Source organism: Variovorax sp. J31P207 (assembly GCF_030316965.1).
GTDB classification, from domain to species: Bacteria; Pseudomonadota; Gammaproteobacteria; order Burkholderiales; family Burkholderiaceae_C; genus Variovorax; species Variovorax ginsengisoli_B.
This window is the reverse complement of the sequence record NZ_JASZYN010000004.1, coordinates 36,506-53,310: the sequence shown is the minus strand read 5'-3', so window position 1 is coordinate 53,310 and position 16,805 is coordinate 36,506. Positions and strand designations below refer to the sequence as shown.

The 16,805-nt window shown below is 68.2% G+C and carries 21 protein-coding genes; 9 read left to right on the top strand and 12 right to left on the bottom strand.

The window, feature by feature from the left end; all coding sequences use genetic code 11:
- The first annotated feature begins 194 nt into the window (after positions 1 to 194).
- Positions 195 to 2,288 (top strand): hypothetical protein, encoded by a 2,094-nt coding sequence (locus QTI68_RS14845; RefSeq protein ID WP_286522333.1) that lies wholly within the window; start codon positions 195 to 197, stop codon positions 2,286 to 2,288.
- Here the strand turns inward: QTI68_RS14845 and QTI68_RS14840 are convergent.
- The 4 genes from QTI68_RS14840 to lexA form a co-directional block, all read right to left on the bottom strand.
- Positions 2,278 to 3,450 carry an MFS transporter gene (locus QTI68_RS14840; RefSeq protein WP_286522332.1) on the bottom strand — a complete coding sequence of 391 codons (1,173 nt, stop codon included), beginning with the start codon at positions 3,448 to 3,450 and terminating at the stop codon, positions 2,278 to 2,280. The two genes, QTI68_RS14845 and QTI68_RS14840, sit on opposite strands and share 11 nt — an antisense overlap.
- Complete coding sequence (locus QTI68_RS14835; RefSeq protein WP_286522331.1) at positions 3,447 to 4,454, bottom strand: D-2-hydroxyacid dehydrogenase family protein; 1,008 nt, start codon at positions 4,452 to 4,454, stop codon at positions 3,447 to 3,449. The genes QTI68_RS14840 and QTI68_RS14835 overlap by 4 nt, the downstream gene beginning before the upstream one ends.
- An 83-nt stretch (positions 4,455 to 4,537) precedes the next feature.
- Positions 4,538 to 4,885, bottom strand: a complete 348-nt coding sequence (locus tag QTI68_RS14830) for a hypothetical protein (protein ID WP_286522330.1) — start codon at positions 4,883 to 4,885, stop codon at positions 4,538 to 4,540.
- A gap of 148 nt (positions 4,886 to 5,033) precedes the next feature.
- A complete protein-coding gene (gene lexA, locus QTI68_RS14825; RefSeq protein WP_286504326.1) occupies positions 5,034 to 5,708 on the bottom strand; it encodes a transcriptional repressor LexA in 675 nt (224 codons plus the stop codon).
- Between the two features lie 74 nt (positions 5,709 to 5,782).
- Here lexA and QTI68_RS14820 point away from each other — a divergent pair, with 74 nt between their 5' ends.
- The 3 genes from QTI68_RS14820 to QTI68_RS14810 are packed head-to-tail and all read left to right on the top strand — an operon-like array spanning position 5,783 to position 7,698.
- Positions 5,783 to 6,772: an asparaginase gene (locus tag QTI68_RS14820; protein ID WP_286522329.1), complete on the top strand. Its 990-nt coding sequence runs from the start codon at positions 5,783 to 5,785 to the stop codon at positions 6,770 to 6,772.
- 16 nt (positions 6,773 to 6,788) lie between these two features.
- On the top strand, positions 6,789 to 7,193 hold the full coding sequence (locus QTI68_RS14815; protein WP_503011681.1) for a hypothetical protein: 405 nt from the start codon (positions 6,789 to 6,791) through the stop codon (positions 7,191 to 7,193).
- Positions 7,194 to 7,224: 31 nt separating this feature from the next.
- Positions 7,225 to 7,698: a DUF6152 family protein gene (locus QTI68_RS14810; RefSeq protein ID WP_286522327.1), complete on the top strand. Its 474-nt coding sequence runs from the start codon at positions 7,225 to 7,227 to the stop codon at positions 7,696 to 7,698.
- Here the strand turns inward: QTI68_RS14810 and adk are convergent, their stop codons facing one another.
- The 6 genes from adk to QTI68_RS14780 all read right to left on the bottom strand — a co-directional run bounded on the left by adk (position 7,699) and on the right by QTI68_RS14780 (position 11,389).
- Entirely contained in the window at positions 7,699 to 8,355 is a 657-nt protein-coding gene (gene adk, locus QTI68_RS14805; RefSeq protein ID WP_286522326.1) for an adenylate kinase, read from the bottom strand.
- Between the two features lie 126 nt (positions 8,356 to 8,481).
- Positions 8,482 to 9,249 carry a 3-deoxy-manno-octulosonate cytidylyltransferase gene (gene kdsB / locus QTI68_RS14800; protein WP_286522325.1) on the bottom strand — a complete coding sequence of 256 codons (768 nt, stop codon included), beginning with the start codon at positions 9,247 to 9,249 and terminating at the stop codon, positions 8,482 to 8,484.
- 7 nt (positions 9,250 to 9,256) lie between these two features.
- Positions 9,257 to 9,439, bottom strand: a complete 183-nt coding sequence (locus QTI68_RS14795; RefSeq protein WP_286504333.1) for a Trm112 family protein — start codon at positions 9,437 to 9,439, stop codon at positions 9,257 to 9,259.
- The gene (lpxK, locus tag QTI68_RS14790) at positions 9,420 to 10,394 is read right to left on the bottom strand and encodes a tetraacyldisaccharide 4'-kinase (RefSeq protein ID WP_286522324.1); all 975 of its coding nucleotides are present in this window, start codon (positions 10,392 to 10,394) and stop codon (positions 9,420 to 9,422) included. Before lpxK ends, QTI68_RS14795 begins: the two co-directional genes overlap by 20 nt.
- Entirely contained in the window at positions 10,395 to 10,820 is a 426-nt protein-coding gene (locus QTI68_RS14785; RefSeq protein ID WP_286523168.1) for an ExbD/TolR family protein, read from the bottom strand. It abuts the gene before it with no gap.
- Positions 10,821 to 10,822: 2 nt separating this feature from the next.
- Positions 10,823 to 11,389, bottom strand: coding sequence for a MotA/TolQ/ExbB proton channel family protein (locus tag QTI68_RS14780; RefSeq protein WP_286522323.1), 567 nt, complete (start codon positions 11,387 to 11,389; stop codon positions 10,823 to 10,825).
- On the opposite strand from QTI68_RS14780, the gene QTI68_RS14775 reads away from it, so the two are divergent.
- The 3 genes from QTI68_RS14775 (at position 11,376) to QTI68_RS14765 (ending at position 13,724) form a co-directional block, all read left to right on the top strand.
- Positions 11,376 to 11,537, top strand: coding sequence for a hypothetical protein (locus tag QTI68_RS14775; RefSeq protein WP_286522322.1), 162 nt, complete (start codon positions 11,376 to 11,378; stop codon positions 11,535 to 11,537). The two genes, QTI68_RS14780 and QTI68_RS14775, sit on opposite strands and share 14 nt — an antisense overlap.
- Before the next feature lie 229 nt (positions 11,538 to 11,766).
- On the top strand, positions 11,767 to 13,044 hold the full coding sequence (gene xseA, locus QTI68_RS14770) for an exodeoxyribonuclease VII large subunit (RefSeq protein WP_286522321.1): 1,278 nt from the start codon (positions 11,767 to 11,769) through the stop codon (positions 13,042 to 13,044).
- A 98-nt stretch (positions 13,045 to 13,142) separates the two neighbouring features.
- Positions 13,143 to 13,724, top strand: a complete 582-nt coding sequence (locus QTI68_RS14765) for a superoxide dismutase (RefSeq protein ID WP_286522320.1) — start codon at positions 13,143 to 13,145, stop codon at positions 13,722 to 13,724.
- A 67-nt stretch (positions 13,725 to 13,791) separates the two neighbouring features.
- Here QTI68_RS14765 and QTI68_RS14760 read toward each other — a convergent pair whose 3' ends face one another.
- Positions 13,792 to 14,247: a DUF192 domain-containing protein gene (locus tag QTI68_RS14760; RefSeq protein ID WP_286522319.1), complete on the bottom strand. Its 456-nt coding sequence runs from the start codon at positions 14,245 to 14,247 to the stop codon at positions 13,792 to 13,794.
- Between the two features lie 180 nt (positions 14,248 to 14,427).
- The gene (locus tag QTI68_RS14755; RefSeq protein WP_286522318.1) at positions 14,428 to 14,844 is read right to left on the bottom strand and encodes a cell envelope biogenesis protein TolA; all 417 of its coding nucleotides are present in this window, start codon (positions 14,842 to 14,844) and stop codon (positions 14,428 to 14,430) included.
- Positions 14,845 to 14,944: 100 nt separating this feature from the next.
- Here QTI68_RS14755 and icd point away from each other — a divergent pair, with 100 nt between their 5' ends.
- Together icd and clpS are read left to right on the top strand one after the other, a co-directional pair.
- Positions 14,945 to 16,204, top strand: coding sequence for an NADP-dependent isocitrate dehydrogenase (icd, locus tag QTI68_RS14750; protein WP_286522317.1), 1,260 nt, complete (start codon positions 14,945 to 14,947; stop codon positions 16,202 to 16,204).
- 238 nt (positions 16,205 to 16,442) lie between these two features.
- The gene (gene clpS, locus QTI68_RS14745) at positions 16,443 to 16,802 is read left to right on the top strand and encodes an ATP-dependent Clp protease adapter ClpS (RefSeq protein ID WP_286504342.1); all 360 of its coding nucleotides are present in this window, start codon (positions 16,443 to 16,445) and stop codon (positions 16,800 to 16,802) included.
- Positions 16,803 to 16,805 lie beyond the last annotated feature (3 nt).

Here is a 16,805-nt window from a genome sequence, read left to right as displayed (position 1 = left end):
ATAATTGTCTCTCTCTGGTTCATTGGTCCTGACCCCCGTGTCAGAATGTGTCAACTTTCGATTGCTATTTGCTGCCCATTTTGCAATTCCCACGCCTCGCGGCGAGCCTGCTGATTGTCGGCTTTGCCCTTGATTCTTACGCCTTGACGATCGGTCGGCCCCAAGGGGCTGTCTGGATCGGCAAGCCGATGGACGTGGCGATCCCACTGTCACTCGATGGCGCCGAGGCGGGCGGGTCGCTCTGCCTCGAGGCCGAAGTGCTGCAGGGCGACAGCCCGATGCCCGACCGGCGAGTGACAGTATCGTTCGAGCAGGGCGCCGGGGGCACCCGCATGCGCGTGCGCTCCACCGTGCCGATCGAGGAACCGGTGGTGACGCTGAACGTGCGTGCCGGCTGCGATCTGAAGTCCACGCGCAACTACGTGCTGCTGGCCGATGTGCCGGTCGATGCCGCCTTGCCTGCGGTGGCGGCGCCGTCGATGCGGCAGTTTCCCGAGTCCGCGCCGCTGCCGCGGCCTGTGGCGCGGGCCGTGCCCCGCAGCACGGCCGGCGATGGCGGCGTGTCCGGGCCGGAGGGCGCCAGCCCGCCGCCGGCCCCGCGCCGCAGCAGCCCGCCGCCGCCACGGGCTCCGGCCGCCGCCGAGGATCTGCCGCCGCGGCCGCGGCGCACGCCCGCCGCCGAAGCCGCGGCCGCCGCGAGACGCACGGCCGCCGCGGTCCCTGCGCCCGCCACGCGCGTCACGCCGCCGCCATCGCCGGCCGCCGCAGCCGACGCAGCGCCACGCGAGGCCGGCGCGGGACGGCCGCGACTGCAGGTGGAGGCGCTGGAGCCAGCACCGGCGCGGGCCGGCAACCTGAGGGCGACGCCCGAACTGACCCTGCCCGACGCGCCGGACCCGGTCCGCCGGGCCGCCGCCGCGGCGCTCTGGAATGCGCTCGATCCCGCCGCCGAAGAAGCGCAGCGCGAGGCCAAGCGCGCCAAGGACACGGACGCCGCGCTGGCCGCGCTGCGCGAGCAGGCCGCCCAGAACCAGCGGACCCTGCTCGAGATGCGCAGCGAACTGGCCGAGGCGCGCGAAAGCCGCTACGCCAATCCGCTGGTCTATGCCCTCGTGGCGTTCCTGTTGCTGGCATTGATCTGCATGTTCATGCTGTGGCGCCTGGCGCGCCGCGCGAGCGCACCGGCGTGGTGGGGCGAAGCGCCGCCGGGCGTCGACGACCCGCGCCGCCCGCGTCCGCACGGCGGTCTGCTCGACGACGAGATGGACCTGGACTCGGAGCCGCCCGGCAAGCGGCGCAGCGTCGGCCCCAGGACCTTCGGGCCGACGCCGTTCGCGCCGCTCGAGCCCGACGACGACCTCGACAGCGGCCCGCACGCACCGCTGCCGCACCCGGCCCAGCTGGCCGAAGGCACACCGGCGCGGCAGGTCAACACCGAAGAACTGTTCGACGTCCAGCAGCAATCCGATTTCTTCCTGTCGCTGGGCCAGCACGACCAGGCGATCGCAGTCCTGCGCGAGCACATCGCCGCCAATCCCGGCACCAGCGCGCTGGCCTATCTCGATCTGCTGCGGATCTTCCATTCGCTCGACCGCGAAGACGACTACACGCGGCTGGCCGAGGACTTCGAACGCGTCTTCAATGCCGATGTGCCGTCCTTCGCCCACTTCACCGACACCGGCAAGGGCCTCGAGCACTACCGCAGCGCGTTAGCGCGCATCGAGGCGCTGTGGCCCGCGCCGGGGACCCTGGCGCTGATCGAGGAGCTGGTGTTCCGCAGGCCCGGCCACAACGACGATGCCTTCGACCTCGCCGCCTACCAGGAGCTGCTGCTGCTCTATTCGGTGGCCAAGGAAGTCATCGATCCCGCCAGCGCGCCCGCTGCCGCCTTCGAGCCCCATGCCTTCGCCGACACGCAGGTGCGCGAAGGGCCGCCGACCGTGACCGCCCCGCCGGACACCGAACTGGCGCCGCCGACGATCACCGAAGGCCCGGTGCTGCCGCCCTCGATCTACGGCTCGATCGACCAGGGCATGCAGCACGAAACGGTGATCGACCCGGATGCGCAGTTGTCGCCGGCCGCCCCGGCCCCGACCGTCCGGCCGGCCGTGCTGCCCGACCTGGAAATGGACCTCGGTGCCTTCGACAAGACGGCCTACGAGACGATGCCGACACCGCTCGAGCCGGCCAAGCCGCCGACGCCCTCGAACGATCCGCACGTGATCGACTTCGAGCTGTTCGATCCGAGCACCGAAGCGGAAATCGCCCCGCGGCCGATCAAGCGCTGAATGCGGGCGCTCGGCGCTGCGCGCGGTCGACCGCCATGCTCAGTGCCAGCGCCAGCAGCATGGTGACCAGCCCGGCCCAGTTCATCCACGGGGCGGCGTCGTGGGCCAGCAGCCAGCCACCCGCCGCCGCGCCGACTGCCTGGCCGACATAGATGCCGGAACTGTTCAGCGCCACCGAGCCCGGCGCCAGCGCAGGCGAGAGCGACACCAGTCGCGCCTGCTGCGCCGAGTTGGTGGCGAAGCAACCCAGGCCCCAAGGCACCAGGATCAGCGCCAGGGTCGCGAAGCTGACCGCCAGCGGCCACAGCAGCAGGCTTGTTGCGATCAGCACCGTGGTGACCAGCACCATGCGCGCTGCCCCGATGCGGTCGATGTAGCGGCTCACGGCCATGTTGCCCAGCAGGCCGCAGAGGCCGAACCAGCCCCACAGCAGGCCCATCTGCGTCGCGTCGGCGCCCAGGCTCTCTCGCACGATCGGTGCGAAGTAGCTGAACAGCACGAACTGGCCGGCGCCCTGCAGGGCCGTGACGCAGACCACGCCCATCAGCAGCGGGCTTCTGAAGACGCGGCCCCAGGCCGCGCGGGACAGCGCCGCGGGGCGGATGCCGGTGGGCAGCTGGCGCCAGATCCAGACTGCGCTCACCACCGACAGTCCGGCGATCACGCCGAAGGCCGCCCGCCAGCCGAAGTGCCCGCCGACCAGCGCACCGATCGGCAGGCCCAGCACCGAGGCCATCGACCAGCCGAGGAAGACGAAGGTGACGGCGCGGCCGCGCTGCTCGGCCGGCACCAGCAGCCCGGCGCAGGCCGCGGCCTGCGCGGTGAAGACCGCCGGCGCGACGACGGTCAGCATGCGCACCAGCAGCAGGCTGCCGAAGTTCGGCATCTGCGTCGCCAGCAGGTGGCCGGCGGCATACCAGAGCATGGTGAAGGCCAGCAGCCGGCGGCGATCCCAGCCGGCGACCAACGCTGCCAGCAGCGGGGCACCGAGGCACATGACGATCGCGCCGGCGGTGATCAGCTGGCCGGCGGTGGCCGCGCCGACCTGGAGCGACTGGCTCAGCTCGTTGAGCGTGCCCGGCACCACCATCACGCCGGTGCCGATCACGAAGTTGCCTGCCAGCAAGGCCCACAAGGTGGCCGGCAGGGCAGGCCGGCTCAACGACGGACCTGCAGCGCGCCGGGATTGACGATGTTGGTCGGGTTGCCCTTGATGAAGCTCACGACGTTGTCGAACGCCTGGCCGAAGTACATCTCGTAGCTGTCTTGCTCGACGTAGCCGATGTGCGGCGTGCAGATGCAGTTCTCGAGCCGCAGCAGCGCGTGGCCCTGCAGCGGCGGCTCGCTCTCGAAGACGTCGATGGCCGCCAGCCCGGGGCGCCCGCGGTTGAGGGCGGCCAGCAAGGCATCCTGTTCGACCAGTTCGGCGCGCGAGGTATTGACGAACAGCGCGGTCGGCTTCATGCGCGACAGGTCTTCGAGCGTCACCAGGCCGCGGGTCTCGTCGCTGAGCCGCAGGTGCACCGACAGAACGTCGGCCGCGGCAAAGAAGGCTTCGCGATTGGGTGCCACCTGGAAGCCGTCGGAGCGCGCCTTGGTGCAGCTCTGCTCACGCCCCCAGATCACGACCTGCATGCCGAAGGCCTGGCCGTAGCGCGCCACCAACTGGCCGATGCGCCCGTAGCCCCAGATGCACAGGGTCTTGCCCTTGAGCACCGAGCCGAGGCCGAAGTTCGGCGGCATCGACGCCGACTTGAGGCCGGCCTGCTGCCAGGCGCCGTGCTTCAGGTTGCTGATGTACTGCGGCAGGCGCCGCATCGCGGCCATGATCAGTGCCCAGGTGAGTTCGGCGGGCGCCAGCGGCGAGCCCGACCCCTCGGCGACGGCGATGCCCTGCTCGGTGCAGGCATTGATGTCGATGTGCCCGCCGGCCCGGCCGGTCTGCGAGATCAGCTTGAGCTTGGGCAGCTTCTCGATCAGTTGCCGGGTGATCTGGGTGCGCTCGCGGATCAGCACGATCACGTCGGCGTCCTTGAGCCGCACCGACAGCTGGCCGATGCCCTTGACCGTGTTCGTGTACACCTTGGCTGCATAGGCGTCGAGCTTGGCAGCGCAATTCAGCTTGCGCACGGCGTCCTGATAGTCGTCGAGGATCACAATGTTCATGGCATGCCATTGTGCCTTGCACGAACGGCATGCTGTGCCAGCCCGGCGACTTTGTGTCGCGCTTCGGTGCTTCAGTGCAGGTATCAGTGCAGGTGGGCGGCCTGCGGCAGCGCCTGGGCGGCCTCCAGCGCGACCAGGCGGTCGAGCTCGGCGCAGACATCGGCCATGCGGCCGGAGATCACCATGCGGCCGGCCGCGCGGCCCGGCTGCTGTGCATCGACCATGCGAACCACGCGCAGCGGGCGCGCCGTGGCCCCCGCGGCGATGGTCGGACCGGCCGTGCCCTGGCGCAGCGGGCAGCTCGGGCGAATCCCGACGTAGCGCAGGCCCGAGGACATCGCCCGGCTCGAGCGGCGCCGGGGCATCCAGCGGTCGGCCAGCGATTGCAACGGCGTCAGAAAGTCAGCAATGCTGAGAAGAGCGATTCCCATGTGAACTCCAGAAAAGTCAGAGGTTGAACACAGGCAGGATTGCTTTCATCGGCCAGGACAGGGTGATGGCTCTTCGCCATACGCCCGCCACCTGTCGCGGCCGGACCGGGTGCGCACGCAGGACCGCGTGCGCGAATGAAAGGCGGGCCTACATCAGCATCGTGTTGCGGATCAGGCCGACCGCCAGGCCCTCGATCTCGAAGGGCTCGCCGGGCTGGACCACGATGGTGGGGTAGTCGGGGTTCTCGGCGTGCAGCTCGATGACCTGCTTGTTGCGCTTGAGGCGCTTGACCGTGACCTCGTCGCCGAGGCGGGCCACCACGATCTGTCCGTTGCGGGCTTCCTTGGTGGACTGGACCGCCAGCAGGTCGCCGTCCATGATGCCGGCGTCGCGCATGGACATGCCGCGCACTTTGAGCAGGTAGTCGGGCTGGCGCTGGAAGAGGGTGTTCTCGACGTAGTAGGTCTGGTCGACGTGCTCCTGGGCCAGGATGGGCGAACCGGCCGCCACGCGGCCGATCAGGGGCAGCGCCAGCTGCGCCATGCCGGGCAGCGAGAGCGAGAACTGGTTGTTGCGGGATTCGTTGAGGGAGCGCAGGGCGTCGCCCTTGAGCCGGATGCCGCGGGAAGTGCCGCTGACCAGCTCGATGACGCCCTTGCGGGCCAGCGCCTGCAAGTGTTCTTCGGCCGCGTTGGCCGACTTGAAGCCGAGCTCGGCGGCGATCTCGGCCCGCGTGGGAGGCGCGCCGGTGCGGGCGATGGCACTCTGGATCAAGTCGAGGATCTGCTGCTGGCGGGCTGTAAGCTTGACGGCGAACTGCATGTAGGCTCCTGTGGAGGCACTGGCTAAACGTCCAGTACCTGTATTTTTAACCAGTTTCGAGAAGTTGGCAAGCCATGGATCACATCTCCGAGAATTCCGCCCGTCGCGTCGTGGTGCTGGGCACCGGCGGCACGATCTCGGGCCGCGCCGGTGCGGCGAACGACAACATCGGCTACACGGCCGGGGAAGTCGGCGTCGCCGATCTGCTGCACGGCATCGACGCGCCGGCGGGCATCGCGCTCGCGGCCGAGCAGGTGGCGCAGGTGGACAGCAAGGACATGAGCTTCGCGATCTGGCGGAACCTGGCGCAGCGTTGTGCCCACTGGCTCGCCCAGTCGGACGTCGCCGGCCTGGTCATCACCCACGGCACCGATACGCTGGAAGAGACCGCGTTCTTCCTGCAGTCCGTGCTCGCGCCTTCGAAGCCGGTGGTCCTGACCTGTGCGATGCGGCCGGCGAGCGCTCTGGCGCCCGACGGGCCGCAGAACCTGCGCGATGCGATCGCGGTCGCCGCAGCACCGGACGCCCGGGGCGTGGTCGTGGTGTGCGCCGGCACGGTTCACAGCGCCGTCGAGGTGCAGAAGGTCCACACCTACCGTCTCGACGCTTTCGATTCCGGCGATGCCGGGCCGCTGGCCTATGTCGAGGAAGGGGCCGTCAGGCAACTCAGGGGCTGGCCGCATGCGGACCCGGCCGCGCGTTCGTCGTTCGATCGGATCGCCGCGGCGGCCGCCTGGCCGCGGGTCGAGATCCTGCTGAGCCACGCCGAGGCGGGCGGCTCCCTGGTCGAGATGCTGCTCGAGGAGCGCCGCCGTGGCGGTGCCTCGCCGGTGCAGGGCATCGTGCTCGCGGCAACCGGCAACGGCACCTTGCACCAGGCGCTGGAGGCGGCGGCGCTGCGGGCCCAGGCCGAAGGCGTCGCGGTGCTGCGTGCCACGCGCTGCGCCGAGGGGCGGATCCTCCCGAAGCCCGGCCAGCGCCTGCGCGACGCCGGCGCGCTGACGCCGGTCAAGGCGCGCATCGCACTCATGCTGGAACTGCTGGCGGGCGCCTCCGCCGTCTGATCCCGTGCTCGAGGTGTTGCGCTCGACCCCTTGGGCCTACCCGGCCCTGGAGGTCGTGCACATCGTCGGCATCGCCTTGCTGCTGGGCAACCTGGTGGCCCTCGAGGCGCGCGTCTTCGGCCACGCCGCCGTGCTGCCGGTGCAGGGGCTGGCCAGGCTGTCGCTGACCCTCGCGCTGTCCGGCTTTGCGCTGGCGGCCGCCAGCGGATCGTTGATGTTCGCCACCCAGCCGGCCGAGTTGCTCGCGAACCCGGTGTTTCTGGTCAAGATGGGCCTGCTGGGGGTGGCCGGCGCGAATGCGCTGTGGTTCCATGGCCGCCGCTCGCTGGCCAAACTCGACCTGCTGGCGCGGGTACAGATGTTGTCGTCCACTGCGATCTGGCTGGCGGTCGTGTTCTGCGGCCGCTGGATCGCCTATTGATGACCGCACGCACCCCGAAAGGAGTTCCCGCATGAAACGTCGCAGCCTCATGTTCGCCGCCGTCACCTTGCCGGGCGCCATGCCCTTCGCCTGGGCCCACCACGGGTGGAGCAGTTTCGACCAGGACCGTCCGCTCTATCTGGAAGGGAAGGTGGTGAGTTCGCGCTGGCAGAACCCGCATGCCGAACTGATGATCGAGGTGCCCGCCGATCTGCGCTTGCCTGCCGACCTGCCGAAGCGTGCGCTGCCGGCGCAGAGCGCGCCGGTCGATGGACCCGGCCTGCTCGCCAAGGCGGCGCTGCCGCGGCGCAAGGACCGCCAATGGGAGCTCGAACTGGCGCCGCTCACGCGCATGGAGGCCTGGCAGGTGCGCGAAATCAAGCCCGGGGCCCTGGTCTCGGCCATCGGCTTCGGCACCAAGGAAGAGAAAGGCGATGCCGTGATGCGGGTCGAGTACCTGTTCGTCGACGGCAAGGCCTACGGGCTGCGTTCCAGCCCGGCCTGATCAGCTGGACAGGGCGGCCAGGGCGCGCTGCGTGATGTCGTCGACGCTGCCGACGCCGCTGATTGCGCGGTACTTCGGCGCGGCGGCCGGCTCGGCCTTGGCCCAGTTCGAGTAGTAGTCGACCAGCGGACGCGTCTGCTGGCTGTAGACCTCGAGCCGCTTGCGCACGGTTTCTTCCTTGTCGTCCTCGCGCTGGATCAGGTCTTCGCCGGTGAGGTCGTCCTTGCCTTCGGTCTTTGGCGGATTGAACTTCAGGTGGTAGATGCGTCCCGAGGCAGGGTGCGAACGGCGTCCGCTCATGCGTTCGATGATGTCGCTGAAGGGCACGTCGATCTCGAGCACGTAGTCGAGCCGGACGCCGGCCGCGCGCATCGCTTCGGCCTGCGGAATGGTGCGCGGGAAGCCGTCGAATAGGAAGCCCTGGGCGCAATCCGGCAGCGCGATCCGTTCCTTGACCAGGTTGATGATCAGGTCGTCGCTGACCAGGGCGCCGGATGCCATCACGGCCTGGGCCTGCAGCCCGAGCGGCGTGCCGGCCTTGACGGCGGCGCGCAGCATGTCGCCGGTGGAGATCTGGGGGATGCCGTATTTCTGGCAAATGAAGGCCGCTTGCGTGCCTTTTCCTGCCCCGGGGGCGCCCAACAAAATCAGTCTCATGGTGTCCTCGGAAGGTTCTTCGATTTCTATCACGCCAAGTCGCGCGCACGAGGCGCGACGAAAAGGCGGAGTTGCTTCGAGGATAGCATGGGGTTCGGGCCGTTTCGGGGCCCCGTGCGGGCGAGGTCAGGTGGCGAAGAGGGCGCGGACCCGGGCCAGATCCTCGGGGGTATCGATGCCGGGGCCGGGGGCGTGGGCGCTGACATGGACCGCGATCCGGTGGCCATGCCAGAGGGCCCGCATCTGCTCGAGCGCCTCGGTGGTTTCGACCGGTGCCGGCGGCAGGCCCGGAAAGCCGCGCACGAAGCCGGCCCGGTAGCCGTAGATGCCGATATGGCGCAGCGGCGCCGGCGCGCTCGGCAGCGAGGTCGGGCCGCTGGCCGCGAAGCCGTCGCGCCACCAGGGGATCGGCGCGCGGCTGAAATAGAGCGCATGGCCACGGGCGTCGAGCACGGTCTTGACCACGTTCGGATTGACGAAGTCCTCGAGCGAGTCGATGGCGTGGGCCGCGGTGCTCATCGCGGCGTCGGGGTGGGCGGCCAGCGTGTCTGCCACCGCATCGATCAGGTCGGGCGCGATCAGCGGCTCGTCGCCCTGGACGTTGACGACGATCGCGTCGTCGGCCAGGCCGAGCTGGGTGCAGGCTTCGGCCAGCCGGTCGCTGCCGCTCGCATGGTCGGTGCGGGTCAGCAGCACCCGCACGCCATGGGCGTGGCAGGCATCGACGATCCGCGCGTCGTCGGCGGCCACCACCACGCTGGCGGCGCTCGAAAGCGCGGCCTGCTGGGCCACCCGCACCACCATCGGCACGCCGGCGATGTCGGCCAAGGGCTTGTCCGGCAGCCGTGTCGAGGCCAGCCGGGCCGGGATCAGGACCGTGAATGCGGTGCGCATGGACAACTCAAAGTCCGAGTTCTTCGTCGGACAGGGTGCGGGCCTCGGTCTCGAGCAGCACCGGGATGCCGTCGCGCACCGGATAGGCTAGGCGGGCGCTGCGCGAAGCCAGTTCCTGCTTTTCGGGGTTCCAGGTCAGCGGCCCCTTGGTGACGGGGCAGACGAGCAATTCAAGCAGCTTGGTGTCCATCGTTCGATGATAGCTTCGCGTCGAGGGCGGCGAAGAAGCCCGGCTCGGGTTCGAACACCAGTGGCACGGCCAGCGCCGCCGGGGTCCGGCGCCACAGCTTGACGGCGTCCTTCTCGGTGCACAGCAGGACCTGGCCGGTGTCCGCCGGCGGCTGCCAGCGGCTGAAATCGTCGTGGTCGGGCAGGGCGATGCTCTGCGCCAGGGCCAGTCCGCGCGCGCGCAGCATCTGGAAGAAGGCCTCGGGCTTGGCGATCGCTGCGACCGCGATCAACTGCCGTCCGGCCAGGGAGGCCAGCGGCACCCGGGAGCCGTCGCGCTGGAGCGCATGGTCGGCGAGCGTGCGGCGGGCCCGGAAGCCGGCAAATGCCGGCCGGTCGCCGGTATGGAGGACCAGGTCGCAGTGCCGCGGCCAGGGCTCGCGCAGCAGGCCGGCCGGCAGCAGCCAGCCGTTGCCGACCCCGCGGTCGTCGAACACGCAGATCTCCAGGTCGCGGCCCAGCGCAAGGTGCTGCAGGCCGTCATCGCTCACGATGACCTGGGTGGCCGGGTGCCGGGCGAGCAGGGCGCGGGCCGCCTCGATGCGGCGCCGGGCCACGAACACCGGCACGCCGGTGGCGCGGCGGATCAGCGCCGGCTCGTCGCCGACCTCCGCCGGGTCGCTGTCTTCCTGGACCTCCCGGCAATCGCGGGTGCTGCGGCCATGGCCGCGCGACACCACGCCGGTGCGCAGGCCGCGTGCCTCCAGGTGCCGGACCACCGACATCACCACGGGCGTCTTGCCCGAGCCGCCGGCGATCACGTTGCCGACGATAACCACCGGTACGCCGACGCGCTCGGTGCGCAGCAGGCCCTGGCGGTAGAAGCCTCGGCGCAGTGCGGCCAGGGCGCCGTACACCAGCGACAGCGGCCACAACAAGCGCGCCAGTGCGCCGCGTTGCAGCCAGGCTTGCGGCAACTAGCGCCCCGCCTGCGCGGCCGACTGGGTGGCGAAGGTGATCTGCATCAGGCCGGCCCGGCGCGCCGCTTCCATCACGGTGATGACCGATTGATGGGCGGCGCTGGCGTCGGCGCTGATGATCACGACGTTGTCCTTGGCGCCGCCGGCCGCCGCCGCCAGCGCGGCGGTCACGGTCTCGACGCTGCGGTCCGGCAGCACGGTCCGGTTGATCGAATAGCGGCCATCGGCCGACACCGCGACGATGACTTCCTTCGGGTAGTCGCGCTGGGCCTCGACGTCGGCCACCGGCAGCCGCAGCTGCATTTCGGTGAACTTGCTGTAGGTGGTCGACAGCATCAGGAAGATCAGCACGACCAGCAGCACGTCGATGAACGGGATCAGGTTGATCTCGGGCTCTTCGCGCGAGCCGTGGCGGAAATGCATCCTCATCGGCGCAGCGTGTCCAGGTGGCGGGCGAAGCGCTCGCCGGCCAGTTCGAGGTTCAGCAGGTACTCGTCGACCCGGCTGCGGAAGTAGCGCCAGAAGATCAGCGCCGGAATGGCGATGATCAGGCCGAAGGCCGTGTTGTAGAGCGCGATCGAGATCCCGTGCGCCAGCTGCGCCGGATTGCCCGAGCCGACCGCGCCATTGGCCGGCGACTGGGAGCCGAAGATCTCGATCATCCCGATCACGGTACCGAGCAGGCCGAGCAGGGGCGCCGCCGAGGCAATGGTCGCCAGCGCCGGCAGGTAGCGCTCGAGCCGGTGCGCCACCACGCGGCCGGCGGATTCCATCGAGACGCGCAGGTCGTCCTCGGTTGCCATCGGGTTGGTGTTGAGAGCCCGAAAGCCGGCCGCGAGCACCTCGCCGAGGCCGGAGTTCCTTTCGAGCTTGGTAACGACGTCGGGACCGGGAATCGATGTGCGCGAGACCGTGATGGCTTCGTCGAGCAGCTTGGGCGGCAGCACCTTGGAGGTCTTGAGACTGGTGAAGCGTTCGATGACGAGCGCCATCCCGATCACCGAACAAGCGAGCAGCGGCCAGATCGGCCAACCCGCAGCAACTATGATGGAAAACAAAAAATCCTCCGGCCCGTGGACTGCAAATGCGCGGCGATTATCCACCGAGGCGGCGCCGGGTCACGACATGTCTTTCATGTAGGCCTAGACGCACAGAAACTGTGGATAACTTTGTGACTAACACGCAGGGCAACTCGCCCGGAGCCGCACGGGCCGGGCATCTCGTTGGATCGACTGAATTTTGAGCAGCACTTTCTTCAATCAAATCAAAGGCTTGCACGACAACATGTGCCCGTGGTGCCGGCCCCGCCCCTTGGGCAGGGTCATCGGGGCTCTTGTGGACGAATCGTTAGCCGAAAGTGAGATGAGCAATGGCGGAACGTGAGCAACCGCCTTCGTCCGGCGCGAGAGTCTGGGCCGTCGGCGCCTTGTGCCGGGCGATCGCCGACGCGCTCGATGCGCGCTTCAACCCGGTCAGCGTGCGCGGTGAGATCTCCGGCTTTTCGCGGGCGGCCAGCGGCCATTGCTACTTCTCGCTGAAGGACGAATCCGGCCAGTTGCGCTGCGCCATGTTCCGTCGGGCGGCGAGCCTGCTCGATTTCTCGCCGCGCGACGGCGACCAGGTCGAAGTGCGCGGCCGGCTCGCGGTCTATGAGCCGCGCGGCGACCTGCAGTTGGTGGTCGAAAGCCTGCGCCGGGCGGGACAGGGCGCGCTGTTCGAGCAGTTCATGCAGCGCAAGGCCCGGCTGGAGGCCGAGGGCCTGTTCGATCCGGCCCGCAAGCGGGCGCTGCCGACGCTGCCGCGTGCGATCGGGCTCGTGACCTCGCTCGGTGCCGCGGCATTGCACGATGTCGTCACCGCGCTGCGCCGGCGCGCGCCGCACATCCCGGTCGTGCTGGCGCCGGCGGCGGTGCAGGGCGCCGCCGCGCCGGCCGAACTGGTGCGGTCGCTGCAGGGCCTCTACGCGCTCGAACCCAGGGTCGATGTCATCCTGCTGGTGCGCGGCGGCGGCTCGATCGAGGACCTGTGGGCCTTCAACGACGAGATCCTGGCCCGCACCATCGTGCAGAGCCCGGTGCCCGTGATCAGCGGCGTCGGCCACGAGACCGACTTCACGATCGCCGATTTCTGCGCCGACCTGCGCGCGCCCACCCCGACCGCCGCCGCCGAACTGGTCGCCGCGCCGCGCGAGGTGTGGCTCGGCGCACTGGACCTGATCGAGGAGCGCCTGCGCGACGCCGTCGCGACGCGCGTCGACCTGCTGGGGCAGCGCCTGGACCAGGCCACCGGCCGGCTCGGGCGCCCGTCGGCGCTGGTGGCCCGCCAGCGCCTGGGACTGGCGCACCAGGCCCAGCGGCTGCACTTCGCGGTGCTGGCGCGGACCGGCCGCTTCGCGCAGGCCCAGCAGGTCCTGGCGGCGAGGGGGCCGCTCGGGCTGCGCGCCACGCTGGCGCGCCACCACGAGCGGCTCGATCGTGCGGCGCTGCGCCTGCAGCTGCTCGACCCGGCGCTGGTGCTGCAGCGCGGCTACGCCTGGCTGACCGATGCCGATGGCCGGCCGGTCATGCACGCCGCCGACCTGGCGCCCGACGACCACGTGACGGCGCGGCTTTCCGACGGCACGGTGGCCCTGAAAGTGCTGCAATAGGGCGTGCGTCTGGGACAAACGCGACCGCGTCCGACGCCCCTTGCCCGAATCCTTCCTAGAATCTTCGATTCCTTCAACCAACCCGCGAGAAAAACACCATGGAACACGTTCTTCCTCCCCTGCCGTATCCGCTCGACGCCCTGGCGCCCGAGTATTCGAAGGAAACGATGGAGTACCACTACGGCAAGCACCACAACGCTTACGTCGTGAACCTGAACAACCTGCAGAAGGGCACCGAATTCGAGAGCATGACGCTCGAGGAAATCGTCAAGAAGTCCAGCGGCGGGATCTACAACAACGCGGCCCAGATCTGGAACCACACCTTCTTCTGGAACTGCATGAAGCCCGCCGGCGGCGGCGAACCCAGCGGCGCGCTGGCCAAGGCGATCGACGCCAAGTGGGGCAGCTACGCGGCCTTCAAGGAAGCTTTCGTGAAATCGGCCGTGGGCAACTTCGGCTCCGGCTGGACCTGGCTCGTCAAGAAGGCCGACGGTTCGGTCGACATCGTCAACACCGGCGCCGCCGGCACGCCGTTGACCACCGCCGACAAGGCGCTCCTGACGGTCGACGTCTGGGAACACGCCTACTACATCGACTACCGCAACCTGCGCCCCAAGTTCGTCGAGACCTTCCTGGCGAAGCTCGTCAACTGGGACTTCGTGGCCAAGAACTTCGGCTGATCCGGGTTCTGCGCCGACGCGAAAAAGCCGACCTGCGGGTCGGCTTTTTCGTTGGGGCGGCCGCGCCTCAGCGCCGGGCGGCGGTGAACAACTCGCCGCCGAGCTTGCTGCCGGCCTTGATGTTCTTGCGCGCGAACCAGCCCTGGTTCATTTCCAGGACGAAGCGCACCGGCTCCTTCGAGCAGTGCGAATCCTCGGTCATCGGCTGCATGTCGACCAGGTTCACGATGCGGCCATCGTCGGCGACGAAGGCGGCGGTCAGGGGCAGCAGCGTGTTCCTCATCCAGAAGCACTGGGTGGCGGGCTGTTCGAAGACGAACACCATGCCTTCGGTCGGCGGCATTTCCTTGCGGTACATCAGGCCGATTTCGCGTTCCTTTGGCGACTGCGCCACCTGGGCGTCGATCTGGTACATGCCGGCCGATATGCGGGTCCGCGGCAATTGGCTTTGCGGTTCCTGGGCATGGGAAATAGCCGTCAATGAAACAGACAGCGCGAGAAGACTGAAAAAACGCAAGAACATGGGTCGACTTTCGGGGACGGCAACGCAAACAAGAATGCCCGCGCAGGCGGGCATGATCGATTGAACGCAAAGCTTACCTTCTATTGGCCAGGATTGCCTGACCCAAAAGGACAGGATCGCTTCGCCAAGACGAAAAAAAGCGCTCCGTGGAGCGCTCTTTCAATAACGGAACGAATCCGATCAGTTCGGCGTGCCGCCTTGCGGGTTCATCTTGCGAACGCTGCCGTCCTTGTTGCGGCGACGGTCGCTGCGGGTTTCGGCGCGTGCCTGGCCGGCGGTTGCGGCACGGCTCGGGGCCAGGCCGCCGCTGCCTTCAGCGGTCTTGGGGGCGTCGCCACCTTGAGGACGCACTTCGCCTTGCGGCTTCGAGGCACGGCGCTCGACAGCACGCTGCTGCGGCTTGGAGTTCGTGATCGGTTGTTGTTCCGACGTAGTGCCAGCCGGATTTTGCGCATAGGCACCAGCTGCGAACAGGCCGGCCATCATGACTGCGAGAACTTTGCTCATTACGGATTCCTCAATGGAAATGGTTTGAAAACGCCTCCCGGCCAGCAGAAGGTCTGCCAACAACGGAGCCGGGCCGGCGGTGGTTGACACATCCTTCGGGCTCCTCCGGTTGCGTCTAAAATTCTAAGGGTATTCAGACGATTGCAAACTCATTGTCTTCCCGTCTTTCCTCACCCGGAGTCCTCGTTCCATGTCCAGGTACCAGCACATCAAAGTCCCGACCGAAGGCCAGAAAGTCACGGTCAACGCCGACAACTCGCTCCAGGTGCCGGACCAACCGATCATTCCCTTCATCGAAGGCGACGGCACCGGACTGGACATCACGCCGGTCATGTTAAAGGTGGTCGACGCGGCGGTCGCCAAGGCCTACGGCGGCAAGCGGAAGATCCAGTGGATGGAGGTCTACGCCGGCGAAAAAGCGACCCGGATCTACGGTCCCGACGTCTGGCTCCCCGAAGAAACCCTGCACGCCGTGCGCGACTACGTGGTCTCGATCAAGGGTCCCTTGACGACCCCTGTGGGCGGCGGCATCCGCTCGCTCAACGTGGCGCTGCGCCAGGAGCTCGATCTGTACGTTTGCCTGCGGCCGATCCAGTATTTCGAGGGTGTCCCCAGCCCCGTGAAGGAGCCCCAGAAGACCAACATGGTGATCTTCCGGGAGAACTCCGAGGACATCTATGCCGGCATCGAATTCGAGGCCGAAAGCGACAAGGCCAAGCGGCTGATCAAGTTCCTGCAGGAGGAGTTCGGGGTCAAGAAGATCCGCTTCCCAAACACCTCCGGCATCGGCATCAAGCCGGTGTCCCGCGAAGGGACCGAGCGGCTGGTCCGCAAGGCGATCCAGTACGCGATCGACAACGACAAACCGAGCGTCACGATCGTCCACAAGGGCAACATCATGAAGTTCACCGAGGGCAGTTTCCGCGACTGGGCCTACGGTCTGGCGGCCAAGGAATTCGGCGCCGAACTGATCGACGGCGGTCCCTGGATGCGGTTCAAGAGCCCGAAAACGGGCAAAGAAATAACCGTGAAAGATTCGATTGCTGATGCTTTCCTGCAACAGATTTTGCTGCGACCGGCCGAATACAGCGTCATCGCGACCCTCAACCTGAACGGCGACTACATTTCCGACGCCCTGGCGGCCCAGGTCGGCGGCATCGGGATCGCCCCCGGCGCCAACCTCAGCGACACGGTCGCGATGTTCGAGGCGACGCACGGCACGGCGCCGAAATACGCCGGCAAGGACTACGTGAACCCGGGCTCCGAGATCCTCTCGGCCGAAATGATGCTGCGCCACATGGGCTGGACCGAGGCCGCCGACCTGGTCATCAGCTCGATGGAAAAATCGATCGCCAGCAAGAGGGTCACCTACGACTTCGCGCGCCTCATGGAGGGCGCCACGCAGGTCAGCTGCTCGGGCTTCGGGCAGGTGATGATCGACAACATGTAAAGATGGCGGCGGCGTCCGGCCCGACGCCTTGCCCACGCAGCCCCGGGACCCCAGGTGCCGGGGCTTTTTCATGGGCCGGAAAAACCCCTGGGGCAGCAGCCTCCGCGCCTTCGGGGCATGCTGCTTGCATGGGTGTGAACTGCTGATCCGGCCGCATTCGACTTGAATGTCACAAAGCCGCCACCAGTTGTGTCACATCGTCGAGTGCAACCCGCGGCGGCTCTATAAAATGAATTCCATGGCTACCAGAATCCCTTCGACCCCCAAGACGCCGCCGGCTGCCAAGCCGAGGCGGGACGATGGCGACGCGGTCGTGCTCGAGCGGCGACCGCAGAAGACCGCGCCGCCCCAGATGTTCCAGGTCGTGATGCTGAACGACGACTACACGCCGATGGAATTCGTGATCGTCGTGATCCAGGAGTTCTTCAGCAAGGACCGCGAAACCGCGACCCAGATCATGCTCAAGATCCACCTCGACGGCCGCGGCGTCTGCGGCGTCTACTCCCGCGACATGGCGGCCACCAAGGTCAATCAGGTGATGGAAGCGGCCCACCAGGCCGGGCATCCGTTGCAGTGCGTGAGCGAACCGGTTGAATGAACC

Bases quoted from the DNA above. Each gene is read 5' to 3' on its own strand.
- lexA (WP_286504326.1), bottom strand. From the start codon at position 5,708: ATGCAGTTCGCCGTCAAGCTTACAGCCCGCCAGCAGCAGATCCTCGAC.
- adk (WP_286522326.1), bottom strand. From the start codon at position 8,355: ATGAGACTGATTTTGTTGGGCGCCCCCGGGGCAGGAAAAGGCACGCAA.
- icd (WP_286522317.1), top strand. From the start codon at position 14,945: ATGTCCAGGTACCAGCACATCAAAGTCCCGACCGAAGGCCAGAAAGTC.
- clpS (WP_286504342.1), top strand. From the start codon at position 16,443: ATGGCTACCAGAATCCCTTCGACCCCCAAGACGCCGCCGGCTGCCAAG.
- QTI68_RS14760 (WP_286522319.1), bottom strand. From the start codon at position 14,247: ATGTTCTTGCGTTTTTTCAGTCTTCTCGCGCTGTCTGTTTCATTGACG.
- QTI68_RS14820 (WP_286522329.1), top strand. From the start codon at position 5,783: ATGGATCACATCTCCGAGAATTCCGCCCGTCGCGTCGTGGTGCTGGGC.
- QTI68_RS14785 (WP_286523168.1), bottom strand. From the start codon at position 10,820: ATGCATTTCCGCCACGGCTCGCGCGAAGAGCCCGAGATCAACCTGATC.
- QTI68_RS14775 (WP_286522322.1), top strand. From the start codon at position 11,376: ATGACGAGCGCCATCCCGATCACCGAACAAGCGAGCAGCGGCCAGATC.
- QTI68_RS14810 (WP_286522327.1), top strand. From the start codon at position 7,225: ATGAAACGTCGCAGCCTCATGTTCGCCGCCGTCACCTTGCCGGGCGCC.
- QTI68_RS14795 (WP_286504333.1), bottom strand. From the start codon at position 9,439: ATGGACACCAAGCTGCTTGAATTGCTCGTCTGCCCCGTCACCAAGGGG.
- QTI68_RS14835 (WP_286522331.1), bottom strand. From the start codon at position 4,454: ATGAACATTGTGATCCTCGACGACTATCAGGACGCCGTGCGCAAGCTG.
- kdsB (WP_286522325.1), bottom strand. From the start codon at position 9,249: ATGCGCACCGCATTCACGGTCCTGATCCCGGCCCGGCTGGCCTCGACA.
- QTI68_RS14765 (WP_286522320.1), top strand. From the start codon at position 13,143: ATGGAACACGTTCTTCCTCCCCTGCCGTATCCGCTCGACGCCCTGGCG.
- QTI68_RS14830 (WP_286522330.1), bottom strand. From the start codon at position 4,885: ATGGGAATCGCTCTTCTCAGCATTGCTGACTTTCTGACGCCGTTGCAA.
- xseA (WP_286522321.1), top strand. From the start codon at position 11,767: ATGGCGGAACGTGAGCAACCGCCTTCGTCCGGCGCGAGAGTCTGGGCC.
- QTI68_RS14780 (WP_286522323.1), bottom strand. From the start codon at position 11,389: ATGGCGCTCGTCATCGAACGCTTCACCAGTCTCAAGACCTCCAAGGTG.